23 protein-coding genes are annotated in these 26,100 nt (G+C 55.6%); 4 read left to right on the top strand and 19 right to left on the bottom strand.

Going from position 1 to position 26,100, the window contains the following annotated elements:
- The first annotated feature begins 2 nt into the window (after positions 1-2).
- Together OVA10_RS11000 and OVA10_RS10995 are read left to right on the top strand one after the other, a co-directional pair.
- Entirely contained in the window at positions 3-2,558 is a 2,556-nt protein-coding gene (locus OVA10_RS11000) for a fimbria/pilus outer membrane usher protein (RefSeq protein WP_268195915.1), read from the top strand.
- A complete protein-coding gene (locus OVA10_RS10995; RefSeq protein ID WP_123427564.1) occupies positions 2,548-3,684 on the top strand; it encodes a fimbrial protein in 1,137 nt (378 codons plus the stop codon). Before OVA10_RS11000 ends, OVA10_RS10995 begins: the two co-directional genes overlap by 11 nt.
- 44 nt (positions 3,685-3,728) lie before the next feature.
- Here the strand turns inward: OVA10_RS10995 and cheZ are convergent, their stop codons facing one another.
- The 11 genes from cheZ to OVA10_RS10940 all read right to left on the bottom strand — a co-directional run bounded on the left by cheZ (position 3,729) and on the right by OVA10_RS10940 (position 15,340).
- The gene (gene cheZ / locus OVA10_RS10990; protein ID WP_100780859.1) at positions 3,729-4,373 is read right to left on the bottom strand and encodes a protein phosphatase CheZ; all 645 of its coding nucleotides are present in this window, start codon (positions 4,371-4,373) and stop codon (positions 3,729-3,731) included.
- 10 nt (positions 4,374-4,383) lie between these two features.
- Positions 4,384-4,773, bottom strand: coding sequence for a chemotaxis response regulator CheY (gene cheY / locus OVA10_RS10985; RefSeq protein WP_095282410.1), 390 nt, complete (start codon positions 4,771-4,773; stop codon positions 4,384-4,386).
- A 16-nt stretch (positions 4,774-4,789) separates the two neighbouring features.
- On the bottom strand, positions 4,790-5,839 hold the full coding sequence (locus OVA10_RS10980) for a protein-glutamate methylesterase/protein-glutamine glutaminase (RefSeq protein ID WP_100779757.1): 1,050 nt from the start codon (positions 5,837-5,839) through the stop codon (positions 4,790-4,792).
- Complete coding sequence (gene cheR / locus OVA10_RS10975) at positions 5,836-6,702, bottom strand: protein-glutamate O-methyltransferase CheR (protein WP_100779756.1); 867 nt, start codon at positions 6,700-6,702, stop codon at positions 5,836-5,838. Before cheR ends, OVA10_RS10980 begins: the two co-directional genes overlap by 4 nt.
- A gap of 20 nt (positions 6,703-6,722) precedes the next feature.
- A complete protein-coding gene (gene tap / locus OVA10_RS10970) occupies positions 6,723-8,324 on the bottom strand; it encodes a methyl-accepting chemotaxis protein IV (protein ID WP_268195914.1) in 1,602 nt (533 codons plus the stop codon).
- A gap of 43 nt (positions 8,325-8,367) precedes the next feature.
- Positions 8,368-10,035, bottom strand: coding sequence for a methyl-accepting chemotaxis protein II (gene tar, locus OVA10_RS10965; RefSeq protein ID WP_100779754.1), 1,668 nt, complete (start codon positions 10,033-10,035; stop codon positions 8,368-8,370).
- Positions 10,036-10,119: 84 nt separating this feature from the next.
- A complete protein-coding gene (locus OVA10_RS10960; RefSeq protein WP_228483588.1) occupies positions 10,120-11,052 on the bottom strand; it encodes a Csu type fimbrial protein in 933 nt (310 codons plus the stop codon).
- A 29-nt stretch (positions 11,053-11,081) separates the two neighbouring features.
- Positions 11,082-13,466: a fimbria/pilus outer membrane usher protein gene (locus OVA10_RS10955; protein WP_268195913.1), complete on the bottom strand. Its 2,385-nt coding sequence runs from the start codon at positions 13,464-13,466 to the stop codon at positions 11,082-11,084.
- Positions 13,442-14,179 carry a fimbrial biogenesis chaperone gene (locus OVA10_RS10950; RefSeq protein WP_416079038.1) on the bottom strand — a complete coding sequence of 246 codons (738 nt, stop codon included), beginning with the start codon at positions 14,177-14,179 and terminating at the stop codon, positions 13,442-13,444. The genes OVA10_RS10955 and OVA10_RS10950 overlap by 25 nt, the downstream gene beginning before the upstream one ends.
- Before the next feature lie 28 nt (positions 14,180-14,207).
- On the bottom strand, positions 14,208-14,756 hold the full coding sequence (locus OVA10_RS10945) for a Csu type fimbrial protein (protein WP_268195911.1): 549 nt from the start codon (positions 14,754-14,756) through the stop codon (positions 14,208-14,210).
- Between the two features lie 14 nt (positions 14,757-14,770).
- Positions 14,771-15,340, bottom strand: coding sequence for a Csu type fimbrial protein (locus OVA10_RS10940; protein WP_100779749.1), 570 nt, complete (start codon positions 15,338-15,340; stop codon positions 14,771-14,773).
- A 433-nt stretch (positions 15,341-15,773) separates the two neighbouring features.
- On the opposite strand from OVA10_RS10940, the gene OVA10_RS10935 reads away from it, so the two are divergent.
- A complete protein-coding gene (locus OVA10_RS10935) occupies positions 15,774-17,033 on the top strand; it encodes a dicarboxylate/amino acid:cation symporter (RefSeq protein WP_100779748.1) in 1,260 nt (419 codons plus the stop codon).
- 83 nt (positions 17,034-17,116) lie between these two features.
- On the opposite strand, the gene cheW is transcribed toward OVA10_RS10935, so the two are convergent.
- From cheW to flhD, 6 genes are all read right to left on the bottom strand, one after another.
- Positions 17,117-17,620 (bottom strand): chemotaxis protein CheW, encoded by a 504-nt coding sequence (cheW, locus tag OVA10_RS10930; protein ID WP_095282421.1) that lies wholly within the window; start codon positions 17,618-17,620, stop codon positions 17,117-17,119.
- Between the two features lie 20 nt (positions 17,621-17,640).
- Positions 17,641-19,680, bottom strand: coding sequence for a chemotaxis protein CheA (gene cheA, locus OVA10_RS10925; protein ID WP_102104000.1), 2,040 nt, complete (start codon positions 19,678-19,680; stop codon positions 17,641-17,643).
- 4 nt (positions 19,681-19,684) lie between these two features.
- Positions 19,685-20,614: a flagellar motor protein MotB gene (gene motB / locus OVA10_RS10920; protein ID WP_100779746.1), complete on the bottom strand. Its 930-nt coding sequence runs from the start codon at positions 20,612-20,614 to the stop codon at positions 19,685-19,687.
- Entirely contained in the window at positions 20,611-21,498 is an 888-nt protein-coding gene (gene motA / locus OVA10_RS10915) for a flagellar motor stator protein MotA (protein WP_100779745.1), read from the bottom strand. Before motA ends, motB begins: the two co-directional genes overlap by 4 nt.
- Positions 21,499-21,621: 123 nt before the next feature.
- Positions 21,622-22,200, bottom strand: a complete 579-nt coding sequence (flhC, locus tag OVA10_RS10910) for a flagellar transcriptional regulator FlhC (RefSeq protein WP_100780858.1) — start codon at positions 22,198-22,200, stop codon at positions 21,622-21,624.
- Between the two features lie 2 nt (positions 22,201-22,202).
- On the bottom strand, positions 22,203-22,553 hold the full coding sequence (flhD, locus tag OVA10_RS10905; RefSeq protein ID WP_181826511.1) for a flagellar transcriptional regulator FlhD: 351 nt from the start codon (positions 22,551-22,553) through the stop codon (positions 22,203-22,205).
- 795 nt (positions 22,554-23,348) lie between these two features.
- Between flhD and uspC the strand changes: the two genes are divergently transcribed.
- Positions 23,349-23,774, top strand: a complete 426-nt coding sequence (gene uspC / locus OVA10_RS10900) for a universal stress protein UspC (RefSeq protein ID WP_100779743.1) — start codon at positions 23,349-23,351, stop codon at positions 23,772-23,774.
- Positions 23,775-23,794: 20 nt separating this feature from the next.
- Here the strand turns inward: uspC and otsA are convergent, their stop codons facing one another.
- Both otsA and otsB read right to left on the bottom strand, forming a co-directional pair.
- On the bottom strand, positions 23,795-25,219 hold the full coding sequence (gene otsA / locus OVA10_RS10895) for an alpha,alpha-trehalose-phosphate synthase (protein ID WP_102104142.1): 1,425 nt from the start codon (positions 25,217-25,219) through the stop codon (positions 23,795-23,797).
- A complete protein-coding gene (otsB, locus tag OVA10_RS10890; RefSeq protein ID WP_102104002.1) occupies positions 25,194-26,000 on the bottom strand; it encodes a trehalose-phosphatase in 807 nt (268 codons plus the stop codon). The genes otsA and otsB overlap by 26 nt, the downstream gene beginning before the upstream one ends.
- Between the last annotated feature and the right edge of the window lie 100 nt (positions 26,001-26,100).

Raw genomic sequence — 26,100 nt, 5'->3', positions numbered from 1 at the left:
CCATGGCCAAAGGACTCGCTTCTATTTCCAGGCAGCGCGCCTGGCGCATAAATGCGCTCGTACGTTGCCTTGGCGGCGTGGCGTTGATGCTTTCATCCGCCGCACATACCCGAGAGTACCATTTTTCACCTTCCGCCCTGGAAGGCGATCAGCTGCCGCAGCAGGATATCGACCTGTCACTCTTTTCACACTCAAACACCCAGCTACCCGGCGTTTACCCTTCCCGCATTCTGCTCAACGATCTGCGTGTGGGCGACGCCAGTATCACTTATCTTGGCGGCAAAAGGGGTGAACTGGTGGCGCAGCTGACCCCTGATATGCTGCGAAAATGGGGCGTCGATATTGATAAGTTTCCGGCGCTGACGGTTCTGGATGCGTCGTCTGCGCTCCCTAAGCCTTTAGGAGAATACATTCCACAGGCCTCGGCGACGTTCGACTTTTCCGCCATGACGCTGCATCTGAGCATTCCGCAGGCCGCCATTGCGGCTAATGGCAGAGACTACATCGCCCCTTCCCGCTGGGATGATGGCGTGCCGGTGGCGTTCACGGATTACGCGTTTTCCGGCTCGCAAAATCAGGACAGCGACAAAAACACGACCAGCAATCAGTACCTCAATATGCGCAGCGGCGCGAACCTGGGCGGCTGGCGCGTGCGTAACTATTCCACCTGGAGCAAAACCGACGACGACAACAGCTGGGACACGGTTAACACCTTCGTGCAGCACGATCTTGATGCCCTGAAAGCACAGTTTACGGGCGGCGAAAGCAGCACTCAGGGCGAGGTATTCGACAGCCTGCAGTATCGCGGCATTAACATCGCGTCGGACGAAGAGATGCTGCCCTACAGCCAGCGCGGGTTCGCCCCGGTTATCCGCGGTATTGCCAGCTCCAATGCCGAAGTGTCGGTGCGCCAGAACGGTTATCTGATCTATCAGCAGAACGTTGCCCCCGGTGCGTTTGAAATCAACGACCTCTACTCCACCACCAACAGCGGCGATCTTGATGTCACCGTCAAAGAGGCCGATGGCACCGAGCATCATTTCACCCTGCCCTACTCCAGCATCGCCGTCATGCAGCGACCTGGACATCTGAAGTATGAATTCACCGCCGCACGCTATCGCGCAGACAGCGGGAGCGATCAGAATGAACCGCTGTTTGTGCAGGGAAGCGCGATCTATGGTGTGAACAACAGCATGACGCTGTTTGGCGGTGTTACGGCGTCAGAGGACTATCAGGCGGTCAATACCGGTGCAGGGGTTGCGCTGGGACGTTTCGGTACGGTGTCGGCGGATGTGACAACCGCGAAAACCCAGCTCGATAATCATACCGAGCGTTCCGGGCAGTCATACCGCCTGCTCTACTCAGGCAAAATTGATACCACCGACACCAACTTCACCCTCGCCAGCTATCGCTACTCCACCAGCGGCTACTACAGCTTTGCCGACGCCAACCAGAAATACGATCAGCATGAAAACGATCTGCTCTTCCAGTACAACAAACGTAACCGCATTCAGGCCAGCATCAGCCAGAATATTGCTGGCGTCAGTTTTTATCTCAATGGTTATCAGCAGGACTTCTGGCAGACGTCCCAGAAAGAGCGCAGCCTCTCAGCGGGTCTCAATACCGTGGTGGAAAGCATCAGCATTCACCTGGCCTATACCTACAGCAAAACCGAGGAAGACGAGAGCGATCAGATGGTCTCCCTTGGCTTTAGCGTCCCGCTGAGCAAATGGCTGCCGCGCGCCTGGAGCAGCTATAACCTGAGCAACAGCAAGCACGGGTACACGCGGCAAAACATCGGGCTAAACGGGACGCTGCTGGATGACGAACGGCTCAACTATTCGCTGCAGCAAAGTCATTCCAACCATGACGGCGATGACACCAGCAGTCTGTACGGCAGCTATCGCTCGCAGTACGCCAATCTGAACGCCGGGTATTACACTTCATCCGACAAATCGCAGCAGTTGAGCTACGGCATGAGCGGTGCGGTGGTCGCCCACCCTCATGGAATTACCCTGGCTCAGCCGCTGGGTAGCCAGTTTGCCATCGTCAATGCTAACCATGCCTCTGGCGTACGTTTCCAGAACCAGCGCGGTATTCAGACTGACTGGCAGGGAAATGCCGTGATTCCTTCACTTACCCCTTATCAGGAAAACAGCATCCGCGTCGATACCACCAGCCTGCCCGAGGATGTCGACACCAGCGAAACCGCCGTCACGGTCATTCCCTCCCGTAACGCCGCCGTAACAGCAAGCTTTGATGCCCATGTCGGCTATCGCGCGCTGATTACCCTCACGCGCCCCGATGGCAGCACAGTGCCTTTTGCCGCCATCGCCACCGCTGTATCTCCGGTCATCAGCGGCATTGTCGACGATACGGGCACCGTTTATCTCGCCGGGGTCTCGGACACCGTTCAGTTAAAGGTGAAATGGGGCGAGGGTGCGGATCAGCAATGTACGGCCAGCGTCCCGATTAGCACGAGAGTAGCCACGTCCAACCCGGCGGGTATCCGCTCCGTCAGCGCGCTTTGTAAGCAGGAAGAAAAACATGTTAATTAACGCCAAATCCCTCTGGGTACTGCTGTGCCTGTCCGTCCCTGTCACCACGCAGGCTGCGACCATTTTGCGCAACTGCTTTGTCCCTCAGGATTATCACGTTGCTTATGACGGCGATCTCAACGCCAGCGACAATAAAGCGGGACAGGATGTGGATATACCCGAACACCTGGTCGGGGAAAGTACAGTCATGGAAGCCAACTGTGATTGCCCTAAAAACATGATGGAATCGACGACGATTTATGAATTAACCCTGGCAGGCAGTCCGCTTCCACAGGGCACGAGTGGCTACGGTGCTCTCACTGATAAACTGGACATTAACGTTAAGGGGTATGTCGATGCGAGTAATTCCCCGGATGGTTCCGGCCTGGAGGGACTCAATATTAACGAGTACCCCACGCCTCAGAGCTCGATGTCAAAAACGATAGAGAAATTCAAAGCGACGGAAGGCACCGCGAGCGTCTGCAGCGAGAGCACGCGACCTGAGGATTCCGCTCCGGTTAAACGCCAGTTCCGCTGGAACGTTATCGGCGTGATCTTTCATGTCAAAAAGCCGATTCTTGGCAAAGAGATCATCCCCCCTACCGCCGTGGTGCAGAACTATGCCTGTCTCTATTTCGGCACAGGGAAATGTGATCCAGGTGATGCCCAGCAGGTCTCCACTATCTGGCTGAGTGGTTCACTCTCCGCCCCACTCAGTTGCACCATCAATGAAGGCAGCACCATTGAGGTTGATCTGGGCAATATTGTCAGTAAGCAGTTTCGGGCAAAAGGTCAGCCGCCGATGAACTATGCGTTGAAAAATGTGGATATTACCTATCACTGCGACGATAACGCGGTTGGCAACGACGATCGCATCAGAATGACCCTCAGCGCCGATCAGGGGGTGCTCGACAGTAGCGATCCGCTGATCGCGAAAATGCTCAACCGCGATGACGTCGGCGTCAGGGTCTTCACAGACGACAATAAAGACGTCCAGCTCGACGGCAGCTACGCATTTCCGGTGACGATGGATGAGCAGGGTAATGGATCAGTGAAGATCAAAGCCGCACCGGTAAGCACCACGAATGCCACGCCGGCACCCGGTAAATTTGAAGGGAACGTGACGGTAAAAATGGATTTGCGCTGAGTGATTCTCAGGCTGCAGCTGCAGCCTGAGAAAAACCGTCGCGATTAGAAGCCGAGACTGTCCAGCAGATCGTCCACCTGATCCTGGCTTGCGACAACGCCCGCCTTGGAAGTGTCGAGCTGCGGGCCATTGAGCAGGCTTTCATTCTCACGTTTCGGACGCGCAGCAGGCTCTGGCATGTTTTCCAGCAGAACCATCAGCAGCTGACGTTCGATTTCCTGAATCACATCCATCATGCGCTTGATAACCTGACCTGTCAGGTCCTGGAAATCCTGCGCCATCATGATGTCCAGCAGCTGCGCGTTGGTGAAGCTGGTGTGTCCAGGGACATCGCCCAGATACTGGCGAGTATCCGTGACCAGCTCGCGGGCATCGGCCAGTTCGATCGGATTCTCGAACCACTCATCCCAGCGTTTGCTCAGGGCTTTTGCGCCCTTTTCCATCTCATCCTGATGCGGTTGAGAGGCTTCCACGCTGTTCAGGGCGCGCTCTGCTGCCTGTGCGGTCATCTGCACAACGTAGTCCAGACGATCGCGCGCATCGGGAATCGCTTCCGCCGCTTCGGCAATCGCCTGGTCGAGTCCCAGTTCGCGCAGGCTGTCGCGCAGCATACGCGTCAGGCTGCCGATGCGGGCAATAATCTCGTTGGCTGAATGTTCTTCAACCGGTTTCATAGCAGGTTGCATCATCACCAGCACCTCACATGCCGAGTTTCTCGAAGATCTTGCCGAGCTTCTCTTCCAGAGTCGCCGCCGTAAATGGTTTCACCACATAACCGCTTGCGCCCGCCTGTGCTGCCGCAATAATGTTCTCTTTCTTCGCTTCTGCAGTCACCATCAGAACCGGAAGAGAGGACATATTGCCATCAGCGCGAATTGTTTTGAGCAGCTCCAGACCATCCATGTTAGGCATGTTCCAGTCAGAGATAACAAAACCAAAGCCACCGGCCTGCAGTTTGTTCAGGGCATCAACGCCATCTTCTGCTTCTTCAACGTTATTAAAACCCAGCTCTTTCAGCAGGTTGCGCACGATACGACGCATGGTGGAAAAGTCATCCACAACCAGAAATCTGAGCTCTTTGTCCGCCATAAAAAACTACTCCTCATTAAATACGTATTGCCTGTCCGGCACTGATTTTCGCCAGCATCTGCTGGCTAACCTGGCTAAGATCGACCACTTCGCTCACGCCACCCATATTGATGGCCTCGCGCGGCATGCCGAACACCACACAACTTGCTTCATTCTGCGCAATCGTCCAGGCGCCAGCCTGGTGCATAGCGAGCATTCCGGCGGCCCCGTCGTTACCCATCCCCGTCAGGATCACCCCAACGGCGTTGCGCCCCGCGTGTTTCGCCACCGAATGAAACAGCACATCCACTGACGGACGGTGCCGGTTAACCGGCGGACCGTCATGAATTTTGATTTGATAGTTCGCGCCACTGCGCGCCAGCTCCATATGCTTATCACCCGGCGCGATATAGGCATGCCCCGGCAGGACGCGTTCGCCATCCTCTGCCTCTTTCACGCTAATCTGACACAGCTTGTTCAGACGTTCGGCGAATGAGCGGGTAAAGCCCGGCGGCATATGCTGAGTAATAAGAATACCTGGGCTTGAGAGCGGCAATGGCTGGAGTACATGGCGAATTGCCTCTGTTCCTCCCGTTGAGGCCCCAATCACCAGCAGTTTTTCCGAACTGAGCAGCGGCCCGGCTTTGAGCGTGGCAGGCACGCCTGCGGGTTTATGCGCCGCCAGCTTCGCCCGTGACGCGGTGCGGATCTTCTCGGCGATCATCTCACTGTAAGCGAGCATCCCTTCGCGAATGCCCAGCTGCGGTTTGGTGACAAAATCCACCGCCCCCAGCTCCAGCGCACGCAGGGTAATCTCTGACCCTTTACCGGTCAGCGAGGAGACCATCACCACTGGCATCGGACGCAGGCGCATTAATTTCTCAAGGAAATCAATGCCGTCCATGCGCGGCATCTCCACGTCCAGCGTCAGCACATCGGGGTTAAATTTTTTGATTAAATCCCGCGCGACCAGGGGATCCGGGGCTGTCGCCACCATTTCCATGTCGCTATGACTATTGATAATTTCAGTCATGATCTGGCGCATCAACGCGGAATCATCGACAGACAACACCCTGATCTTACTCATGCTTTTTCCTTACTCAGCGCATAAACCGTCTGCCCGCGCAGCACAAATTCGCGGGCCAGGTTGCTGAAGTTCTCCGAATGCCCGGCAAACAGTAAGCCGTCAGGCTTAAGCAGCGGAGCAAAACGGCGCAGAATCTCCTGCTGCGTCGTTTTATCAAAATAAATCATCACGTTACGGCAAAAAATTGCATCAAAAGGACCCGGCACGTTGTACTGCTTATCAAGCAGATTCACCGGAGCAAATTCCACGCAATTTGCCAGCTCCTGGCGCACGCGCACCAGCCCTTCGTGCGGGCCTGTCCCGCGCATGAAGTACCGCTGTAGCTGTTGAGGCGACAGGGTTTTCAGTTCGTCCTGGCGATAGACGCCGTTGCGCGCTTTCTCCAGCACTTCGGTGTCGATGTCGCTGGCGTAGACCTTCCAGCGACCGGGCGCCATGCCCAGCGTATCGGCAAGGGTAATCGCCAGCGAATACGGCTCCTCCCCGGTCGACGCCGCTGCGCTCCAGACGCGGTATTCCCCGCTACGACGGCGGGCATGTTCCGCCAGCACCGGGAAGTGGTGACCTTCACGGAAAAACGCTGTCAGGTTAGTGGTCAGGGAGTTGATAAACGCCTGCCACTCTGCGCTGTTGGGATTGGCCTCCAGCATGCCCAGATATCGGCCAAAATCATCCAGCTCCAGTGTGCGTAAGCGCCGGACTAACCGGTTGTAGACCATGTCTCGCTTATGATCGGCAAGCACAATCCCCGCACGCTGGTAAATCAACTGACATATCCGACGAAAATGCGCGTCGGACAGCGCGAGGCGCTGGGTCATTTGCTGCAATAATGACGATTGCCCCGAGGGGTTTGGTGAGGTCATAGCGCCTTCTTAATTCACTTTCAGGATACAACTGGCACGGCCTGCGACCGCCCGACTTCTGCTACTGTTTCGACTTGCTCTTTCACGTTAAAAACTGCCACCAGGCTGGTCAAATGATCGGCCTGACTGGCGAGCTGGTCAGTAGCGGCAGCCGCTTCTTCGACAAGAGAAGCGTTCTGTTGCGTTACCTGATCCATCTGCGTGACAGCCTGAGCAACCTGCTCAATGCCGCGACGTTGTTCGTCTGAGGCGGAAGCAATTTCGCCCATAATGTCGTTCACACGCGTTACGGAAGTAACAATCTCCGTCATGGTGTGAGCGGCGGTATCAACCAGCTCCGATCCCTGCTGTACGCGGGAAACGGACTCTTCAATCAACACCTTAATCTCTTTCGCGGCGTTGGCGCTGCGGCTGGCGAGATTACGCACCTCACCCGCCACGACGGCAAATCCACGCCCCTGCTCACCGGCCCGTGCCGCTTCGACCGCGGCGTTCAGCGCCAGAATGTTCGTCTGGAACGCGATACCGTCAATCACGCTGATAATGTCGCCAATTTTCTGCGAACTGGTGGCGATTTGCTGCATCGTGGTGGCGACGTTAGAGGCCTGATCGCCCCCCTTCTTCGCCGTCAGCGCAGCCTGTTTTGCCAGGTCCGACGCCTGACGGGCATTGTCGGCGTTCTGGCTGACGGTCGCCGTTAACTGTTCCATGCTGGCCGCCGTTTGCGCCAGAGAGGCCGCCTGCTGTTCGGTGCGCGACGACAAATCATTGTTCCCGGCCGCGATTTCAGAAATCCCGGTATGCATGGCGTAACTGCCCTGACGCACATCGGTCACCGTTTCACGCAGCGAGCCTTGCATCGCTTTCAGGCTGGCAAAAATGGCGGAAATTTCGTTTTTTCCAAATACCGCCACCGGACGCGCCAGGTTGCCTTTTGCAATACTGTCAAAGTGGCTGCTGATGATTGCCAGCGGCAATACGATCATCTTGCGCGACCAGAGCAACGCCCCGCCGGTCAACAGGGCCGCCAGAATCACCATGGTGGCGAAAATCACGCCCGACATGTGGTAGCTGGCCTGGCTGTCGCTGCTCGCCTGCTGGACAAACAGGTTGATGTCCTGCTGCCAGGCGTTAAAACCTTTATCAAACACGGCCTGCGAGTCCTGCACCGGCGCGGTCAGAAAGTCTGACAACTGGTTGTTCTCAAGCCAGGTCGCCTGATGCTCCAGATCGCTGTGCCACTGGGCATAGCCTTTCTGCATTTCGGCTTTCAGCGCTTTCCCTTTATCGCTAACCGCTTCCTGCGCGCTGAAGGCTTTAAACTGCGCGTCGGCCTGCTTGAGGCTGTCCCGCGCGGTGGTCATCAGCGCCTTGATATCGTCTGGCGGGTAGCTCAATGCCGTTAATGTGCCCGCTTTGTTCAGCGCAGTACTGGCCTGCAGAAGCACTGCGCGCGTTTGTGCAAGCGTGGAACGCTGCTGATTACTCGTCTCAACTTCCTGTAAGTTCTGATAGCCATCGCGAAAAGCCCAGAAAGACAATCCATTACTGCCAACCTGCAACACACCGCAAAGGATCAGAATCAAAAACAGTGTGGTCGAGATACGAATACGATTTAACATCCACGCTCCCATCAAGCGGCCAGCAGCCGCGGTTAACTATCAGTCAAAATGTTTCCCAGTTTTCTTCTTGTCCGGCTGCCGACGCACGAGTGTGTTTCACCCTTGCGGCAGGCGCGGTCCCGGCAGGTGCTGCCCTGGACGCCACCGTATTTTGAGGTGTAGAGGTAAGGCGAAACGCCGAGACGGCCATCTTCAGACGGCTCGCCTGGTCTTCCAGTGCAGCGGCCGCCGCAGCGGACTCCTGCACCAGCGCGGCGTTTTGTTGTGTCACACGATCCATTTCCGAGACCGCCAGTGCCACCTGGTCAATCCCACGGCTCTGCTCATCGGATGCCGAAGCGATCTCCGCCATGATGTCAGTGACGCGCGTGACCGCGTTGACGATGTCGGTCATGGTTTCCCCGGCGCTCTCCACCAGCACCGAGCCGGTATCAACGCGCGCCACGGAATCTTCAATCAGGGATTTAATCTCTTTTGCCGCGTTGGCACTGCGGCTTGCCAGGTTGCGCACTTCACCGGCCACCACCGCAAATCCGCGCCCCTGCTCGCCCGCTCGTGCGGCTTCGACAGCGGCGTTGAGGGCCAGGATATTTGTCTGGAAGGCAATTCCGTCGATCACGCTAATAATGTCGGCGATTTTTTTCGAGCTACCGGCAATTTCGTGCATGGTTTTCACCACACCATCGACCACCTTGCCGCCGCGCTGGGCGGTTTCAGAGGCGCTTTCAGCCAGATGTGCCGCCTGACGGGCGTTATCGGCGTTTTGCTTCACGGTAGCGGTCAGCTCTTCCATGCTGGCGGCGGTCTCTTCAAGCGCAGAGGCCTGCTCTTCAGTACGCGAGGAGAGATCGTTGTTGCCCATGGCGATTTCGCTGGTACCGGTGTAAATCGCATCCGAACCCTGGCGCACATTCGTCACCGTATCGGTCAGAGAGCGCTGCATGTGATCCACGCTGCTCGCCAGCTCGGTGATTTCGTTGCGACCGGAGATCACCAGCGTTTTTGTCAGATCGCCGCTGGCAATCTCACGAATGTGACCAATCACCCGGCCCAGCGGATTCAGCAGAATCGCGCGAATGCCGTACCAGACACCCACCAGCACGATCACCAGCGCCAGCGCGAGGATCGCCATTTGCCATTTGGCAAAGCGGTAGTCGTCCTTACTTTCGTTAAAGGCGGTGTGATACTGCTCGCTGCTGGCCGAGGCGTATTCCCCCAGCGCTTTACCGAGGGCATTTTGCATCCCTTGCGTCGGCTGGGCGAAATAGGCGTCCATGTTTCCGCTCTCAAGGAACTGGATAAGCTCCGTCAGCCCGGCCGCATAGGCGGTGTATTTTTCGTCAATGTTCTCGCTCACCTCTACCATCGAAGGCAGCGGCGTAATCTTTTTGAAGGCGTCGTAATGTTTTGCGGCGTCAGCCAGGGTGGCGCGGGCGTTTTTCAACAGATCCGTTTTCGCGCTGCTTTGCTGGTTGTTCGGGTCCATCATCATGCGCGCAGAAGAACGGCTCAGGTTGATGCGCGTTTGCAGCATCAGATCCCAGGTCGACGTCAGTTCACTTTGCTGGAGGCGTAAATCGTTCGAAACAGCAAAGCTCTGCTGATTATTTTTTAAGGATGAGAAAAACAGCCCACCGGAAATAAGCTGAAGAAGTGCGAAAATGACCAGCACCATCATCAGCATTGTGACAACGCGGATACGGTTCAACATACAACACCTTCTCTAAGATTTATTAACGGTGTTATCGGCAAAGGCTGAGGGAACTTTACATTTGCGAAAGGGAAAAGCGTCAATTCAGAATGCGACGTCGACGATCAACGTGTCGTTATAGGTTCCGGCGGGGGGCGTAGTCTGGCTGGTCAGCACTTTGGCGGTGTAGTTATAGGTACGCAAAAGCCCGTCAGCGCTCAGCAGCGATGAGGTGGCGCTGGTCCAGCGCTCGGTGCCGCTGCCTCCCCAGCGGTTGGTGGTCGCCTCTTTATAGATGTCGTAGCTCATGTAGTTGCTGCCGCTCACCATCCGCCGCACGCCGTTGAGGGCGTTCGCCCCATTATTGATGCCGATGGTATAGACGCTGCCCTTGGTGCAGGTGACAGCAATGGCCTGCGAGACGGTGGGGAAATTTTGCACCAGCGGCGCGCTGTTAAAGTTGACGTTGGGCGTGGTCATCGCACTACAGTTATTGGTGACGTTCATGTTCAGCGTAATGCTGGTCGTCGCCGTACCGGTTTGTGGCGTGAGGCATAAACCCACGGCCCCCACGGAGCAGACGTTGTAGTTGATGCTGAAAGTCAGCACCACCTGATAAGGCCCCGCCGTCACGTTTTGCCCCGCCACCGTGCGAAAATAGAGCGGAATGTTGTACTGCTTGGCACCCAGCAGATTTAACAGCGTACTGCCGCTCCAGGTATAGGCTTTGGCGATCTGCACTTCGCTGCTGCCGGAACAGCCCGACAGCCCGCACAGCCGCGTGGGGATGACGTCGGTGATGGCCGCATTGTCCGTGCGTTTCATTGTCGCGCGGCTGTTGGCCGAGACGGTCGCCGCCGTGTAGTTCAGGGTGACCGAGTCATTGGTGAGTAAATTCAGGATCGCATCGCAGCTCACCACCAGCGTGCCGGTGGTTTCAACTTCGCCCGTTCCGCTGAGCGCAAACGAAGTCACGCTGCCAAACGAAGCGTTGACGGTGCTGACGGTACAGGCCGCCCAGCTTCCGCCCGAGAGCATCAGGAACACCAGGGCGATCAGCAGACGTTTCACGGGGCCTCCCGGCAGGTCAGCGGCCCGAAAGTTTGCAGTTTATGCTCCGGATTGGCGCCCACCGTCAGCGTGGCGTAGCAACGTTTCCCCTCCGGCAAAATCACTTCCAGCGGGTTCACATCGGTCAGATTTTCCAGCCAGGCGATACCGTCATAGCCGACCACCGCCGTGCTGCGCGAGGCGCGCCGCACCTGGCTGCCAACCGGAATCGCCAGCCCCTGCGGATCGTGCAAAATCACGCTCGCCACCCGCTCCTGCTCCATCGGGAAATCCACCAGAAAACCGCTATGACGGCGAATCGCCACCCGGCGTTCCGTCTCCTTAAGCCGCGTATCGGCGGGCAGATTCAGGGTATTGATGCTGTAACTCGCCGGGTAGTAGGCCGACACGCCACTCACCAGCAAATAGCCATTGCGGTTGGTTTTCCCGACCGGCTGGTTTTCATAATTGACCGGTACGTCCGGGTGACCATCGGTGCTGATCACCACAAAGGCATCGTTGATCTTGTTGGCGGCAAACAGCTCGTTGTCCATCAGCACGATGGACCCCATCGCCTCGCCCCACCAGGTCATCATGTCCTGTTCGCCGTAACCGCCGCCCTGCACTTCAATATTGTTGTTGCGCCAGCCCAGCGTCCCTTGCTGGTAGTTGCGTGATTTTGACTGATTGGCCCACGCCATATTCCAGCTCAGCCCGCCGTCGGACGGCATCGAGTGGTTGTAGTTTATGCGCTGGGTGCTGCCGGAATCTGGCGTGTTTTCGAGGGTAACGGCGGCGCTGTCGCGTTCGCCAATCGGAATTTGCAGGGACATTGCCACCGTCCAGTCGCCGCGCTGTTGATCGCGGCTGGCGGCGAGATAGATACTGCTGCTTCCCCACAGGTTGCGGCTCCACGACAGATTCAGCAGCTCAGTTTTTTGGCTATCAAAACTCTCGACGCCAATCCACGCCGCGCCGATATTGCCGTACTCCCCGAGATTAAAGGTCAGGGAATATTGATCCGTGTTGCGACTGAGGCTGGCGATCGGCTGATCGTTTTCATCATAGATTGTCGGCTGATCGTACAGCGCCAGGTTGCCGTAGCCGCGATCGCGTCGGGAGTGCTGCGTCGCCAGGCTGAACGCGCTGGTACTGTACTGATAGCCCCAGTTGATCTGCCCGCCATCGTCTCCGCGCATCCGGCTGTGGGTATACGAAGAATTCACCACGCCGTAGCGCCCGAGTTTCACCACGGTTCCTGCACCGCCCAGCGCCAGCTCCTCGGCGGCTTCGCCGTGCCCTTCCAGCGTCAGCCAGTCGGTTAACCCGTAGCGATAGGAGCCGCTGCCCGCCGCCGGGCCGTAGTCAAAATTCTCAATACCGTAGTTGCGGCGCAGGCTGCCAAGCGTCACCGCCCCGTCGCTCAGCCCCTGTTTGAGCAGATCGCTGGTGACATAAAACGGCATCGTGGTGCTGACCTGACGCCCGAGCGCATCGGTGGTGATCAGCACGGCGTCCCCTGCGCCATTGATGTAGGGCAGATTGGTCAGGGTGAATGGGCCAGGCTGGAGCTGCGTGGAGCCGGAGCGGTAGCCGTTGATAAACAGATCCACGGAGGTCGGCACCGCTGCTTCACCGGAAAACTCCGGCAGCGGCCAGGTGACGAGATCCGGGCGCAGGGAGAAGTCGCGTCCGTAGCTGATCCCGCCCATGCGCACGCTGCTGCTCCAGCTCAGGGCATCGCTGATCACATCTCCGACCGTCCAGGTTGTGGCGTCGTCTTCGTTGGTGATCATCACCGTGGTGTCGTAACGTACGTACCCTTCCTGCTGGCCCGTGTCACCGGCAAAACTTTTGCGGGTATACCCCGTTGAAGAGAGCGATCCGTTTTCATTGAAATAGCGGAACTCATGCCAGAGCGACGCCTGGCCGCCAATATGCTCCGTGTGGTTGGTGTAGAGATCGTAATTGAGCAGCGCCCCTTTGCCGTACTGCGGTTTGCTTTGGGTCGGCTGCCCGCTAAAAGGGGTAACGCGGGCCGATATCCAGTCGCGGGGGACGTTAAGCAGCAGGCGCTGGGCGGCGCTGTCATATTCAACGCGCACCTTTGAGAGACGGGAGAGATCAACCTCACCGTTGGGCACCTGCTCCGGCGGTAAACCCGCGCGCAGCAGATCCGCACTGGAGATAAAAAAGGTCCCGTTGCGCTGCGTGACGGGGACCACCAGTCCAGTGTCATAGTGGTTGATCACCACCGAGAGCTGAAACACTGCTTCGCTATTTATCGCCTGCGCATCTGGCGGGAGCGGTAAACTGTCATCGCCAGATTCGGCCCAGGCGCTGGTCGAGACACAAAGCAGGATAATCATCGCCGGTTTCAGTGGACGGGCGCCGACTGCCATTGCGTATTCCCGGCATTAATTTGCGCACTCATCTGGCTTGCCTGATGCACGCCCGCCGGAAGCGGCCAGCTGCGGGTGCTGTCCGGGAGAACATAGCCGAGCAGACCGTCAGCGATGGTGCGTTTATCCAGCACCACCTGGCTTAAACGGACGTGAACGTCCCCCTGATTACGTACCTGCAGCGCGGGTTTTCCTCCTTCCTGAATAATCTTCCAGCTCAGATTTTGCGTATCGGCCAGCGCGTGATGCGCCCCCTCTTTTATTGTTGGGATGCCTTGTCCGTAAACGAACAGCGGAATGGAGTAGCGCATCTGGATTTTCAGGCCAATTTCAGGCTGAGATTTGTCAGCGGGCTGGGGAATTTCATCGACGATTATGCGGTAGGCTTGCTCAACGCCCATCGGAACGTTGCCCTGTTTGATTAGGCGAATTAGCTGCTTGCCGTCTTTGTCAATGGTCACAATCGGCGGGCTGGCAACCACATCCTGCTGAGCGGTGTAGCGCTCAAATCCGTTCTCCTGTTTCCAGCGCATAATTCGCACCTGCATGGTGGTGGCGCTGTTCCCCTGATTCTGAATCCACAGCTCGGTGGCTTTGGTGTCGGCCGAAAGCCAGGGGTCAATCGGCCAGAGCAAAATGGTCGCCGCCGCATTGGCCCGTCCCGACATCATGGCCAGCATCGCCCACATCCCCAGTACGGCATAGCGAATCATTGGTGCCTTCATTGCCCTTCTCCCTGTTTCACCATGACAACGTCACGGTGAGTTGATCTGAATAGGTTCCGGCAGGGCTAAACCCTGTCAAAAGCGCCACACCAAACAGCGGCAGCGCAATATTGTTGCTATTGGTATAGGTCACCGGCACCGCCTGATTGACCCCGATCTCACTGTTTGCCGCCAGCGAACTGCTGCTGTACAGCCGGTAGGCCACCATTTCCGTGCCGCTGGCGCGCTGCATTCGGCGCACGGATGAATAATGTTGCCCCCCGTCGATACTCATACTCAGCGCAACATTCGGTGTGCAGGCGATCGACAAGGATCCGTTCGGCACAAAACTGGTGCTGACCTGCCCGGTGGCGACGCCCGACCGCGTACCGAAGTTGAGCGTACCGAGCACCCCACCGGTGCCTGTCGTCACCGAGCAGCCGGGCGTTATCGTCGCCGACACCTGAAACGACTGCGAGGTGACCGCGTGCGCCGTTCCCACCGTCACTAACCCGGCGCAGAGAGCAAAAAAAAGGCGCAGTTTTCCCTCTGCGATTTTTCGCAGACGTGCGATGACTTCGGTCATTTCCGGCGCTTGAACTAGTAGGTCACACTGACGTTAATGGTGTCCGTATAGGTTCCCGGTACCACGGTGACGCTGTTTCCGCCCCCGGTGATGCGGCCATACAGGGTGTAACTGTCGACGCCGCCTGCGGTGGAAGCCACCGGGAGCGGTGCGTTGTTGGCAATGATGTTATTAAATCCGCTGTCGCTAAACAGGCTATAGGCCACACCCTGCGCGGTGTTGGCGGTATTCACCAGATAACGTGCGGGCGTGCCCGGCGTTCCGACGACTGTGCCTGGCGCAGTGGAGTTAGTGTTTCCGGTGATCGCCACCGTATAACTGGCGGTCGTACACTGGATGGTGAAGGTATTCCCGCCGCTGGCCCCCGCAAGCTGGGTAGTCAGAGTGGAGAAGGTTGCGGGATGCGTCCCGAAGTCGAGGCTACCGAAATTAATACCGTTTTGCGTCGGAGAGCCGTTGATCAGGCAACCGTTGGTTAGCGTCAGGGTAGCGCCGATGGTTCCGCTACTGGTCACCGCTATCGCCTGATGTGCCGCTAACGCCAGCATGCCGCCCGTACAGATCAGAAGGAGTTTACTTTTCATTTACAGCCCTCCAGGAAGTGTGCCCTTCGTTTTTTCGTATTTTATTGAGAGTACTCAATCCGTTAGCAGCACTTAACCTTCCCAATGAGCACTCATTGTGAATTTAGTTTATGGATCGGGGTTCAACCACCTGCTCCGCTTCGCCTCATGCCTTTGCGGTATTGACACTTTATTATCATATAAAACAGACAGTTATTACTTGCCTGGCAGGTTTAAATGTTGGCATCGGGAGGATATATTCATAATACCGTGATTTAGGTCACAATATATCGGTCACATAGAGATAACAAAATCAATAAAACTTAAAAAATAGTTGTATCTGTATCCGCTTTACTTCAATTTATGCGATGAATGTATTTGTGCGCTGAAATTAAAAAATTATATGACTCAGCGCACTGATGAAACTTAAGCGCATAACAGAGGGTCTTTTTTCGTGGCAAGTGCAAACAAACTCACGCTGTTCATCGTGATTTTCATGCTGGCGGGTATTCTTTCAGGGGCAGTCATTCACGAGTACGCGTCTGCCGACGCGATCGCGACCTGGGCAGACAACATCACACTCCTCACCGATATTTTCCTCCGACTGATCAAAATGGTTATCGCGCCGCTGGTGTTTAGTACGCTGACGGTGGGCATCATGAAGCTTGGCGAAACCTCCACCATTGGCCGCGTGGGCGGTAAAGCGATGGTGTGGTTTATCAGCTCCTCCGTGCTGTCGATTCTGGTCGGCTTGTTTATTGTCACTCTCGAACAGCCGGGTACGGGCCTGAACCTGACGATCCCCGCCGGTTCTGTCGACACCGGGCTGGCAGTGAGCGGGATGTCACTGAAGGGCTTTTTGTCGCACACCATACCGACGAGTATTGTCGGGGCGATGGCGAATAATGAAATTCTGCAAATCGTCGTTTTCTCGATGTTCTTTGGCATCGGCGGCGCGTCTCTGGGCGAGAAGTTCAATGCCCCACTCGTCGCTGCGCTGGATGTGGTGTCTCACATCATGCTGAAAGTCACGGGCTATGTGATGTACGTTGCGCCGCTGGCGATTTTCGCGGCCATCTCGTCAGTCATCGCTACTCAGGGGCTGGGGATTTTGCTCAACTACGCTTCCTTTATCGGCGGATATTATGTGGCGATTATGCTCACCTGCCTGGTGCTGCTGGCGGTGGGATACATGGTGCTGAAAAAAGAGGTTTTCCGCCTGGTCAGCATGCTGAAAGATCCCGTCCTGGTCGCGTTTACCACCAGCAGTTCCGAAGCGGCCTACCCGAAAACCCTGGAGCAGCTCACCCGCTTCGGCTGTTCCCGCAATATCGTCTCCTTCGTTCTGCCGATTGGTTACTCCTTTAACCTGGTCGGCTCGATGGTGTACTGCTCCTTTGCGTCGATGTTTATCGCGCAGGCTTACAATATTCATCTGAGTTTCGCCGAAGTCACCGTTCTGATGCTGACGCTGATGCTGGCCTCCAAGGGTATCGCAGGCGTCCCACGTTCCGCGCTGGTGGTATTAGCCGCGACCATCCCAAGCTTCAACATTCCTGTCGCAGGGATCTTGCTGCTGATGGGGATCGACCATTTCCTCGATATGGGTCGTTCAGCGATTAATGTGCTGGGCAACGGGATTGCAACGGCGATGCTGGCGCAAAACGAAGGGCTGCTGGAAGAAGAGCCGGAACTCATTGAGCAGGAAGCGTAAGAGGTAAAAAAGCCGGGTAGCGTTGACGCTCACCCGGCTTTCTCTGTTAATGCCATTCTCTGCCGGGTCTCCCCGGCATCACATCACGCCACGTGACTCGCCGCGATATCCAGCAGGGCCATCTCGTCGCTGTTCAGCAGTTTCTCGATGTTCACCAGAATCAGCATACGGTCGCCCAGCGCGCCCAGACCGGTCAGGTATTCGGTAGACAGGGTCACCGCGAATTCCGGTGCCGGGCGGATCTGGTCGGCGGTCAGCGACAGCACGTCAGAAACGCCATCGACCACGATACCCACTACGCGCTGGCCCAGGTTCAGGACGATTACCACAGTGTTGTCGTTATACTCCACGTCACCCTGGCTAAACTTCACGCGCAGATCGACGATAGGGACAATGACGCCACGCAGGTTGGTCACACCTTTGATAAAGGAAGGTGTGTTGGCAATGCGAGTCACCTGATCGTAGCCGCGAATCTCCTGCACTTTAAGAATATCGATGCCGTACTCTTCATCGCCTAAAGTGAAAACCAGGAATTCCTGCCCTGATGGCTCGCCGGCCAGTTTCGTTACATTACTCATACCGGTCATGTTTATACCTTCTTAACTAATCAGGCGGCTGTGTACGCCACACGTTGTTCACGATTTAAACCCTGAAGCGCCGACACATCGACGATCAGTGCGACGCTGCCATCGCCAAGGATGGTGGCAGCTGAAATTCCAGGCACTTTGCGGTAGTTGCTTTCGAGGTTTTTGACCACCACCTGGTGCTGACCAATCAGCTGATCGACCAGCAGCGCATAGCGGCGCCCCGCGCTTTGCAGAATAACCACGATGCCCTGAGTCGCTTCGGTCTTCGCGCCGTCGACTTCAAACACTTTCCACAGTTCCACCAGTGGCAGATACTCGCCACGCACTTCCAGCACGCGCTCGCCACCGGCCAGCGGATGCAGATCTTCATCACGCGGCTGCAGGGATTCCATCACCGCATTCAGCGGAAGAATAAATACTTCGTCGGCGACCTTCACGGACATCCCGTCGAGGATTGCCAGCGTCAGTGGCAGCAAGATACGGATAGTGGTGCCTGAACCTTGCTTAGACTTGATCTCAACGTGGCCGCCCATCTCCTGGATGTTACGCTTCACCACGTCCATACCCACGCCACGGCCCGACACATCAGTCACCTGCTCGGCAGTCGAGAAGCCCGGGGCGAAGATCAGCATGCCGACTTCTTCATCGGTCATGTTCTCATTCACCTGCATGCCCTGCGAAAGAGCTTTCGCCAGAATGCGCTCGCGGTTCAGGCCTGCGCCGTCATCGGTGACTTCAATGCAGATGTTGCCGCCCTGATGTTCTGCGGACAGAATCAGGTTACCGACCGGGGATTTCCCTGCCGCAATACGGTTTTCCGGGGATTCAATGCCGTGATCGAGGCTGTTACGCACCAGGTGCGTTAACGGATCGATAATGCGCTCAATCAGGCTCTTATCCAGCTCGGTTGAACTCCCCAGTTGGGTCAGTTCAATCTGTTTGTTCAGCTTGCTGGCCAGGTCGCGGACCAGACGCGGGAAGCGGCTGAAGACGTACTCCATCGGCATCATACGGATGGACATCACCGATTCCTGCAGATCGCGGGCGTTACGTTGTAACTGACCCATGCTGGTAATCAGATCGCCGTGGGTGACCGGGTCCAGTTCGTTCGAACGTTGCGCCAGCATGGACTGGGTAATCACCAGTTCACCCACCAGGTTAATCAGCTGATCAACCTTCTCTACCGCCACGCGGATACTGGTGGATTCACTGCTGCGGGCCGCCGGTTTTTCACGTTCAGCGCGGTTAGGCGCAGCCGATTCGCCGGGAACGGCTTTCAGCACGGGCGTCGGGGCAACCACCGCTGGCACGCTCACGTCAGGCGCTGCCACCACTTCCGCGACCTCAACGGGGGCTTCTGCAGCCGCTGTTTCAGTTTCAAAGGTGATCTGGTCGGCTTCAATCACGAAGCACAGCACCGCGACGATATCATCCTGACCGATACCGCCATCGATGGTAGCTGCCAGGCTATCGGGGCCTTTAACGATGTTGCTCAGGGTCGCCAGGTTACCCAGCTCTTCTTCCAGCAGATTCACTTCACTCTCTTTCAGACGAGAGAGCACCACGCGCAGCTTTGCTTCGGCTGCAGGCGGGGTCGCGTCTTCTGACGCCAGTGCATCAACCACGCTTAATTTTGCCGCGCTGACCGCAGGTGCAGCGACTTCGCCCTTCGCTTCCAGAGCTAACTGGCGCAGAGCGTTGCAGATGTATTCAAAGCTTGCAGCATCTGGCTCTTGCGAGCTTTTATAGGCGTCGAGCTGTTCCTGCATAATATCTTTGGTTTCCAAAAACAGGTTAATAATGTCGGTGTTGAGCTGCATCTCACCGCGACGAGCTTCATCCAGCAGGTTCTCCATTAAATGGGTAGTTTCCTGCAAAATGGTAAAACCAAATGTTCCGGCGCCACCTTTAATGGAATGTGCCGCACGGAAAATGGCATTGAGCTGTTCTGAATCCGGTGCCTCAGGCACTAAATCCAGCAGATGCTGCTCCATGTCCGCCAACAACTCGTCGGCTTCATCAAAAAACGTCTGGTAAAAATCGCTAATATCCATGCTCACGCTATCACCTCGGATTGGCTGGTGGCGATGTTGGAACGGCAGCCGAAGGCACTGCCCCTGGCTGTTTTAAATCATCCAGTGACTCATTCTGGCTTTCGGCGTTTTCGTGCAGAATGGTCTGCTCCGCCTGCTGATTGAGCACTAAAAGACTGATACGACGGTTGATGGCATCGTCCGGGCCGCGATCGGTCACCCGCATGGTGGCGGCCATTCCGACGACGCGCAGGACTTTGCCTTCATCAAGCCCACCCACCACCAGCTCGCGACGCGAGGCGTTGGCACGATCGGCAGAAAGCTCCCAGTTGCTGTATCCCTTTTCGCCGTTGGCATACGGGAAATCATCCGTATGACCAGAGAGACTGATGCGGTTCGGAATACCGTTCAGCACCGGCGCAATACCGCGCAAAATATCGCGCATGTAAGGCTCAACGTCCGCGCTGCCGGTTTTGAACATTGGGCGGTTCTGGCTATCAATAATCTGGATGCGTAACCCTTCCTGCACCAGATCGATTTTCAAATGTGGACGCAGCGCGCGCAGTTTCGGATCAGCCTCGATGAGCTGGTCGAGGTCGCCACGCAGTTTTTTCAACCGCGCCTGCTCCATGCGCTTTTTCAGCTCGTCGATATTCGGCTCTTTCTTCACTTCACCCTTTTGCTGGGTGTAATCATCACCCCCGCCAGGGATTGGGCTGTCGCTGTTCGCGATTCGCTGCCCACCCGTCACCGCCGTCGCCAGCGGTGTTCTGAAATACTCCGCGATCTGAATCAGCTCTTTCGGGCTGGAGATGGAAATCAGCCACATCACCAGGAAAAACGCCATCATTGCGGTCATAAAGTCCGCGTAAGCGATTTTCCACGAGCCATGGGAACCGCCCCCATGGCCTTTGTGTTTGCGCTTTTTAACTATGACGATGGGATGGGACTGATTTTTCATGCGTCCTCAGTCGTCGTCTGTTGGTTAGGGTTCTTCACAGCGCGGACGTGTTCTTCAAGCTCGACAAACGATGGACGCTCGCTGGAGTACAGGGTTTTACGCCCGAATTCCACCGCGATTGGCGGTGCGTAGCCGTTCAGGTTTGACAGCAGGGTGATCTTCACGCACTGCATCATCTTGGTGGTTTCTGCACTCTTCTGGCGTAGCACGCTTGCCAGCGGCGAGATAAAACCGTAGGCGAGAAGAATACCGAGGAATGTCCCAACCATTGCGTGGGCAATCAGTGCCCCCAGCTCTGCGGCCGGACGGTCGGCGGAGGCCAGTGCGTGTACCACGCCCATCACCGCCGCGACGATACCGAATGCCGGCAGTGAATCCCCCACCAGCGCCAGGGCGTTAGCCGGCACTTCGGACTCGCTTTCGTGAGTTTCGATCTCTTCGTCCATCAGCGCTTCAATCTCGAAGGTGTTCATGTTGCCGCTGATGATGAGTCGAAGATAATCGACGATAAAATCCAGCATCATCGCGTCAGCGAGAATACGTGGATAACTGGCGAAAATTTCGCTCTCTTTCGGGTTCTCAATATCACGTTCCAACGAGAACATGCCCTGTTGACGCGACTTTGCCATCAGACGATAGAGCAGCGCCAGCAGGTCCATATACATGCTTTTGGTGTATTTTGAACGACGAAACAGTAATGGGAGCGCTTTGAGCGTTCCTTTAATCGATTTACCGTTGTTGCCAACGATAAAAGCACCTACCCCTGCGCCGCCGATAATAATCAGTTCAGCCGGTTGATAGAGTGCTCCCAGGTGCCCGCCGGTCATCATATAACCGCCGAAAACTGTACCGATAACAACCAGGTAACCTAATAAGATAAGCACGACATCATCCTTCCGCTAGAGACCATGACAGGATGTTGAGTTCGAAGGCGTTACCGGAATGCGGGGTAAAAAAAAGCAGCGGTAATTTCTTACCGCTGCTGGAATCTTTCCCACACGTTCGGGTTAAACAGCTTGTTCGATCTGTTCATCCAGCAGTTGTGGATTAATATCGGCAGCTTCCGGGGAAAGTTTACGTCTTTTTACCGCACGGGAAGGCGGCTGGCATAAACTGCAGGCGAAGCTACCAACTGGCTGATGAGCATGGGTGATAAAGTTGCCGTCGCAGCAGTTACAGCGCGACAATTGCAGCAATCCACTCTCAACGAAGCGCACCAGCGTCCATGCGCGGGTCAGCGCCAAAAGTGGCCCCTCTTCCGGCTGCGGACATTGTTCAAGGTAGAGTTTATAGGCTTTGATGACAGCATCCACGCCACTGCACAAGCCCGTCTTTAAGAGAAACTGCCAGGCATTGCAAAACATCGATGCGTGGATGTTTTGCTCCCAGGTCATAAACCAGTCCGTGGAAAAGGGCAGCATCCCTTTCGGAGGCGGGCTACCGCGTAATTCTTTATACAGTTTGATAAGTCGACCGCGGCTCAGCTGAGTCTCGCTTTCCAGCATTTGTAAGCGAGCACCCAACGTGATCAGTTCCATTGCCAACTGAATGTCGCGAGCTTCCTGAACAATGCTTTTTTCGCTCATCATTAAGCCCTTTTCTTGCGGGCCACGTCGTCAGGCTGGCTGATTTCGGTGAGAAGGCGGGTTGAAAGCAAAATCCCGGTGTGGATCTGTTGCAGATCGTCAACGCGTGAATCCTGAGTCAGACGCGTAATGGTCTGATGACTGTCGAAGCGGAACTGACATACCAGCTGATTGGTTTCCGCCAGTTTGACCATCTGAGGGAGAGTTAATCCACCGAGCGTTGTTGCCATTTCTTCGCTGATACCCAGGCGGAACATGGCGGACGGTTTGTCCTGACTAATCAAACGCTGTGCAAGTAATAAGTATGACAAATTGATGTCATAGACGTGTTTAAGCATCTCGGATGTATGCATTTTTCCCATCCAGAATAACCAACTATAATTTTTTATGCGGTAAGACCGCACCCCGTGATGTCGCCGAGAAAACCCCGGTAAAAAAAAAGAAAAGGCGAAAATGCATAGTCGAATTAAGGTTAAACTGGATAAAACGCGCGGTTTTTAAATGGTGATCCCTGACCATTGCGTCTTATCATTACTTACAAATAACTAAGATTTTTCCTAATTCGAGGCAACTCTACTCGTCCGTTTTCCCACATACAATGCAGCCCCGCCCAAATTTTAAAAAAAATGTGATCTAAGTCACAAAAATTAAGCGATAAGCAGGCATTAATCCATCAGCGTGACTTGTAAGTTGGTTGATTTTTAGCCAAATGAGGCTCTTTTCTATTCTGAATGGACGAATACTCATGCAGTGGCTTATCCGACCAGCTTACTCCTCGCCAGAGAGCATTATCCTTAATGATCTTTTGCTTAACATATTAAGCCATAGTCAGTAACACATCATTAATTTCATTTAAAATCATGAAGTTATAAAATTAAAAAATGTAACAAATTTCTGTTCGTGACGATAACTTGCTGGTCAAAAACGGCGGATATCTGATGACGGGTTCAATATTAAAAGGGGGATGTTTTGGTTAAGTAACGCTATTACGTTGATAAGCTCGGTTATGACACTATTCGTTTTATAAGAATAATTAATGAATAATTATGATAAACGTCACACCAATGTCGTATTGCCCTCTTGCGAAGCGGTACGAATCGCGCTAATGGTGATGAATCCTCTGTCTCTGGACATCAAAGGAGTGAGCGATGAGTTACTCACACATTCTGGTATGCGTTGCTGTTACCCCGGAAAGCCATCAGCTGCTGGCGCGAGCGGTCTCTATCGCCCGCCCGCTCAATGCGCGGATTAGTCTGGTTACGCTGGCGGCCGAGCCGGAAATGTATAACCAGCTGGCGGCACCGATGCTGGAAGATATTCGTGGGCTGTTGCAGGAAGAGACGCAGCAGTTTTTGCAGGAGCTGGAGGATAAAGCCCAGTATCCTATTGCGCGGACCTTTATCGCCACCGGCGAACTGAGCGAACATATTCTGGATATTTGCCGCAAAGAGCAGGCCGATTTGGTGATCTGCGGTAACCATAACCACAGCTTCTTCTCACGCGCCGCCTGCTCCGCCAAAGCGATTGTCAGCTCAAGTCAGGTGGACGTGCTGCTGGTTCCCCTCGGCAACTGATGCCGCCGAGGGGGGACTCGTTAAGCCAGTTTAGGGAAGGTTGCGACCTTTTTTTGCAGATTGCTCTCCCGGCTACGGGGAGTGATCCGCTCAAGATCGCGAATAAAATGCTCCTGCCAGTGATTAATATCGTTCTCGCGAATCACTTTCATCATCTCCGCATGGCGCGAGATACGCTCAGTCAGCGGCATGGTCAGCGCCCTGTCGAGGGCATTTGCCACATCATCGCTGTCGTAGGGATTGACGATCAGCGCCGAAGTCAGCTCGTTCGCTGCCCCCGCAAACTGTGAAAGCACCAGCACGCCAGGGTCTTTCGGGTCCTGCGCGGCGACATACTCTTTTGCCACCAGGTTCATCCCGTCGCGCAGAGGCGTTACCAGCCCCACTTCCGCATAGCGGAATACCTTCATCAGAATTTTGCGCTCAAAATGCTGGTTGAGATAATAAAGCGGTGTCCAGCCCAGCTGCCCGTAGCGACCGTTGATGCGCCCGGCCTCAGTTTCCAGCTGATGCCGGATATCCTGATAGGCCTGCACCTCACCACGTGAGGTCGGGGCAATCTGCGTATAGCGGATTTTACCGTGATGCTGCGGGAATTTTTCCAGCAGTCTCTCATAAGCCTGGAAGCGTTCCGGCAGCCCTTTCGAGTAATCCAGACGCTCCACGGAGAAGATGTTTTTGACGTTTTTCAGCTCGCTTTTGAGCTGTGCCAGTTTCGGCGGCAGCGGGCCAGAGGCGTCAGCGGCGATTTCATCAGGTTCAATACCGATAGGATAGACTTCGGTCTCGAAAGTCTTGCCCCACGCGGTATGAGACTTGCCGCTGCGGGTGGTCACGCGCGTTTTACCGGAGACGCTATCGAGAAACGCCACGCGGTCGTTTTCCGTCTGGAAGCCAAGCAGATCGTAATCGCACAGCCCTTCCAGCAGCTCTTCATGCGGCGGCAACGCGGTGAAAATCTCCGGCGTCGGGAACGGGATGTGCAGGAAGAAGCCGATCCGGTTATTCACCCCACGTTTGCGCAGCTCGCTGGCGAACGGAATCAGGTGATAATCGTGGATCCACAAAATATCGTCTTCCTCGATTAACGGCAGCAGTTTATCCGCCAGCAGCGCATTGACACGTGTGTACCCTTCCCACGAATCGCGCTCGAATTTAACCAGGTCCAGACGATAGTGAAACGCCGGCCACAGCACGGCATTCGAGAACTGCGAGTAATACTCTTCGTAGTCCTTCTCACCCAGATTAAACGATGCCCACGTGATGTTGCCCCGTGTCACCTTTTTTAGCGGCTGGTCTTCATTCCCGACGTCACCGCTCCAGCCAAACCACAAACCGCCAGCTGTTTTTAAGGCACCCAAAATCCCTACCGCCAGACCACCCGCGCTGGATTTTTTATCGTCCGGTGGCGCAATTCGGTTAGAGACTACGACTAAGCGACCCATCATGTTTTCTCCTGTTGTTATGCGCTATTTTTTCTTCTTGTTGCTGGTTAGCGACTTCGGTGACCCATTGCCAGACGCTGGCGACATTCGCCAGTCGCCATTCGGCGCAGGTTTCACCCTGTCCGACTTTAATTGATACCCCTCCGGCCTGATTGACGGCGCTAAAACCGCTTTCGTCCGTCAGGTCGTCGCCGATAAACACCGGCGTTCTGCCCGCAAAAGGCGCCTCGGTCATGAAGGCCTTGATCGCCTCCCCTTTATTAATGCCCCTTGGTTTAATCTCCACCACACATTTTCCCGGCTGCAGTGCAAGCTGAGGGTGTGCCGCGACGATGGAGGTTGCCAGCGCCGTGATGGCAGCTTCGTGCTGCGGCCCCTGACGATAGTGCAGCGCAAAGGCCATCCCTTTCGCTTCCAGCTCCGTTCCCGGCAGATGCTCTAGCGCCGCGGTCAGTTGTACCGTGAGCGACTGAATCAGTGAATCGGGAAGAGAGACGATATGCGCGTTGCCATGGATGTCGCGGCGCTCCGCTCCGTGCACACCGGCAAGCGGAAAGCGGTAAGGCCTGGCAAGCTGATCCAGCTCGGCCATTGAGCGCCCTGATATCAATGCCAGTGCCCCATGATTGATGCTGGAGAGCTGATGTAACACCCGGAGAATATCGGCAGGTATCACCACCTGATCGGGGTGCGGTTTGATGTCGGCGAGAGTCCCGTCGAGATCGAAAAAGAATGCGAATTCTCCGGTCAGTGCAGGCGGTACGTTTAACGAGTCTGCCACCCTTATCCTCCTTACGGTTTTCGAGATGTCAGACATTTAACATCTCAGTAGCCATGTAAGTATAGACAGTGTGACGCTGCTCGCCATTTAGCAAACCGCC

Origin of the sequence: Lelliottia sp. SL45 (assembly GCF_026672535.1) — a bacterium.
In the GTDB taxonomy this organism is placed as follows: domain Bacteria; phylum Pseudomonadota; class Gammaproteobacteria; order Enterobacterales; family Enterobacteriaceae; genus Enterobacter; species Enterobacter nimipressuralis.
This window is presented reverse-complemented; position numbering and strand designations above follow the sequence as displayed.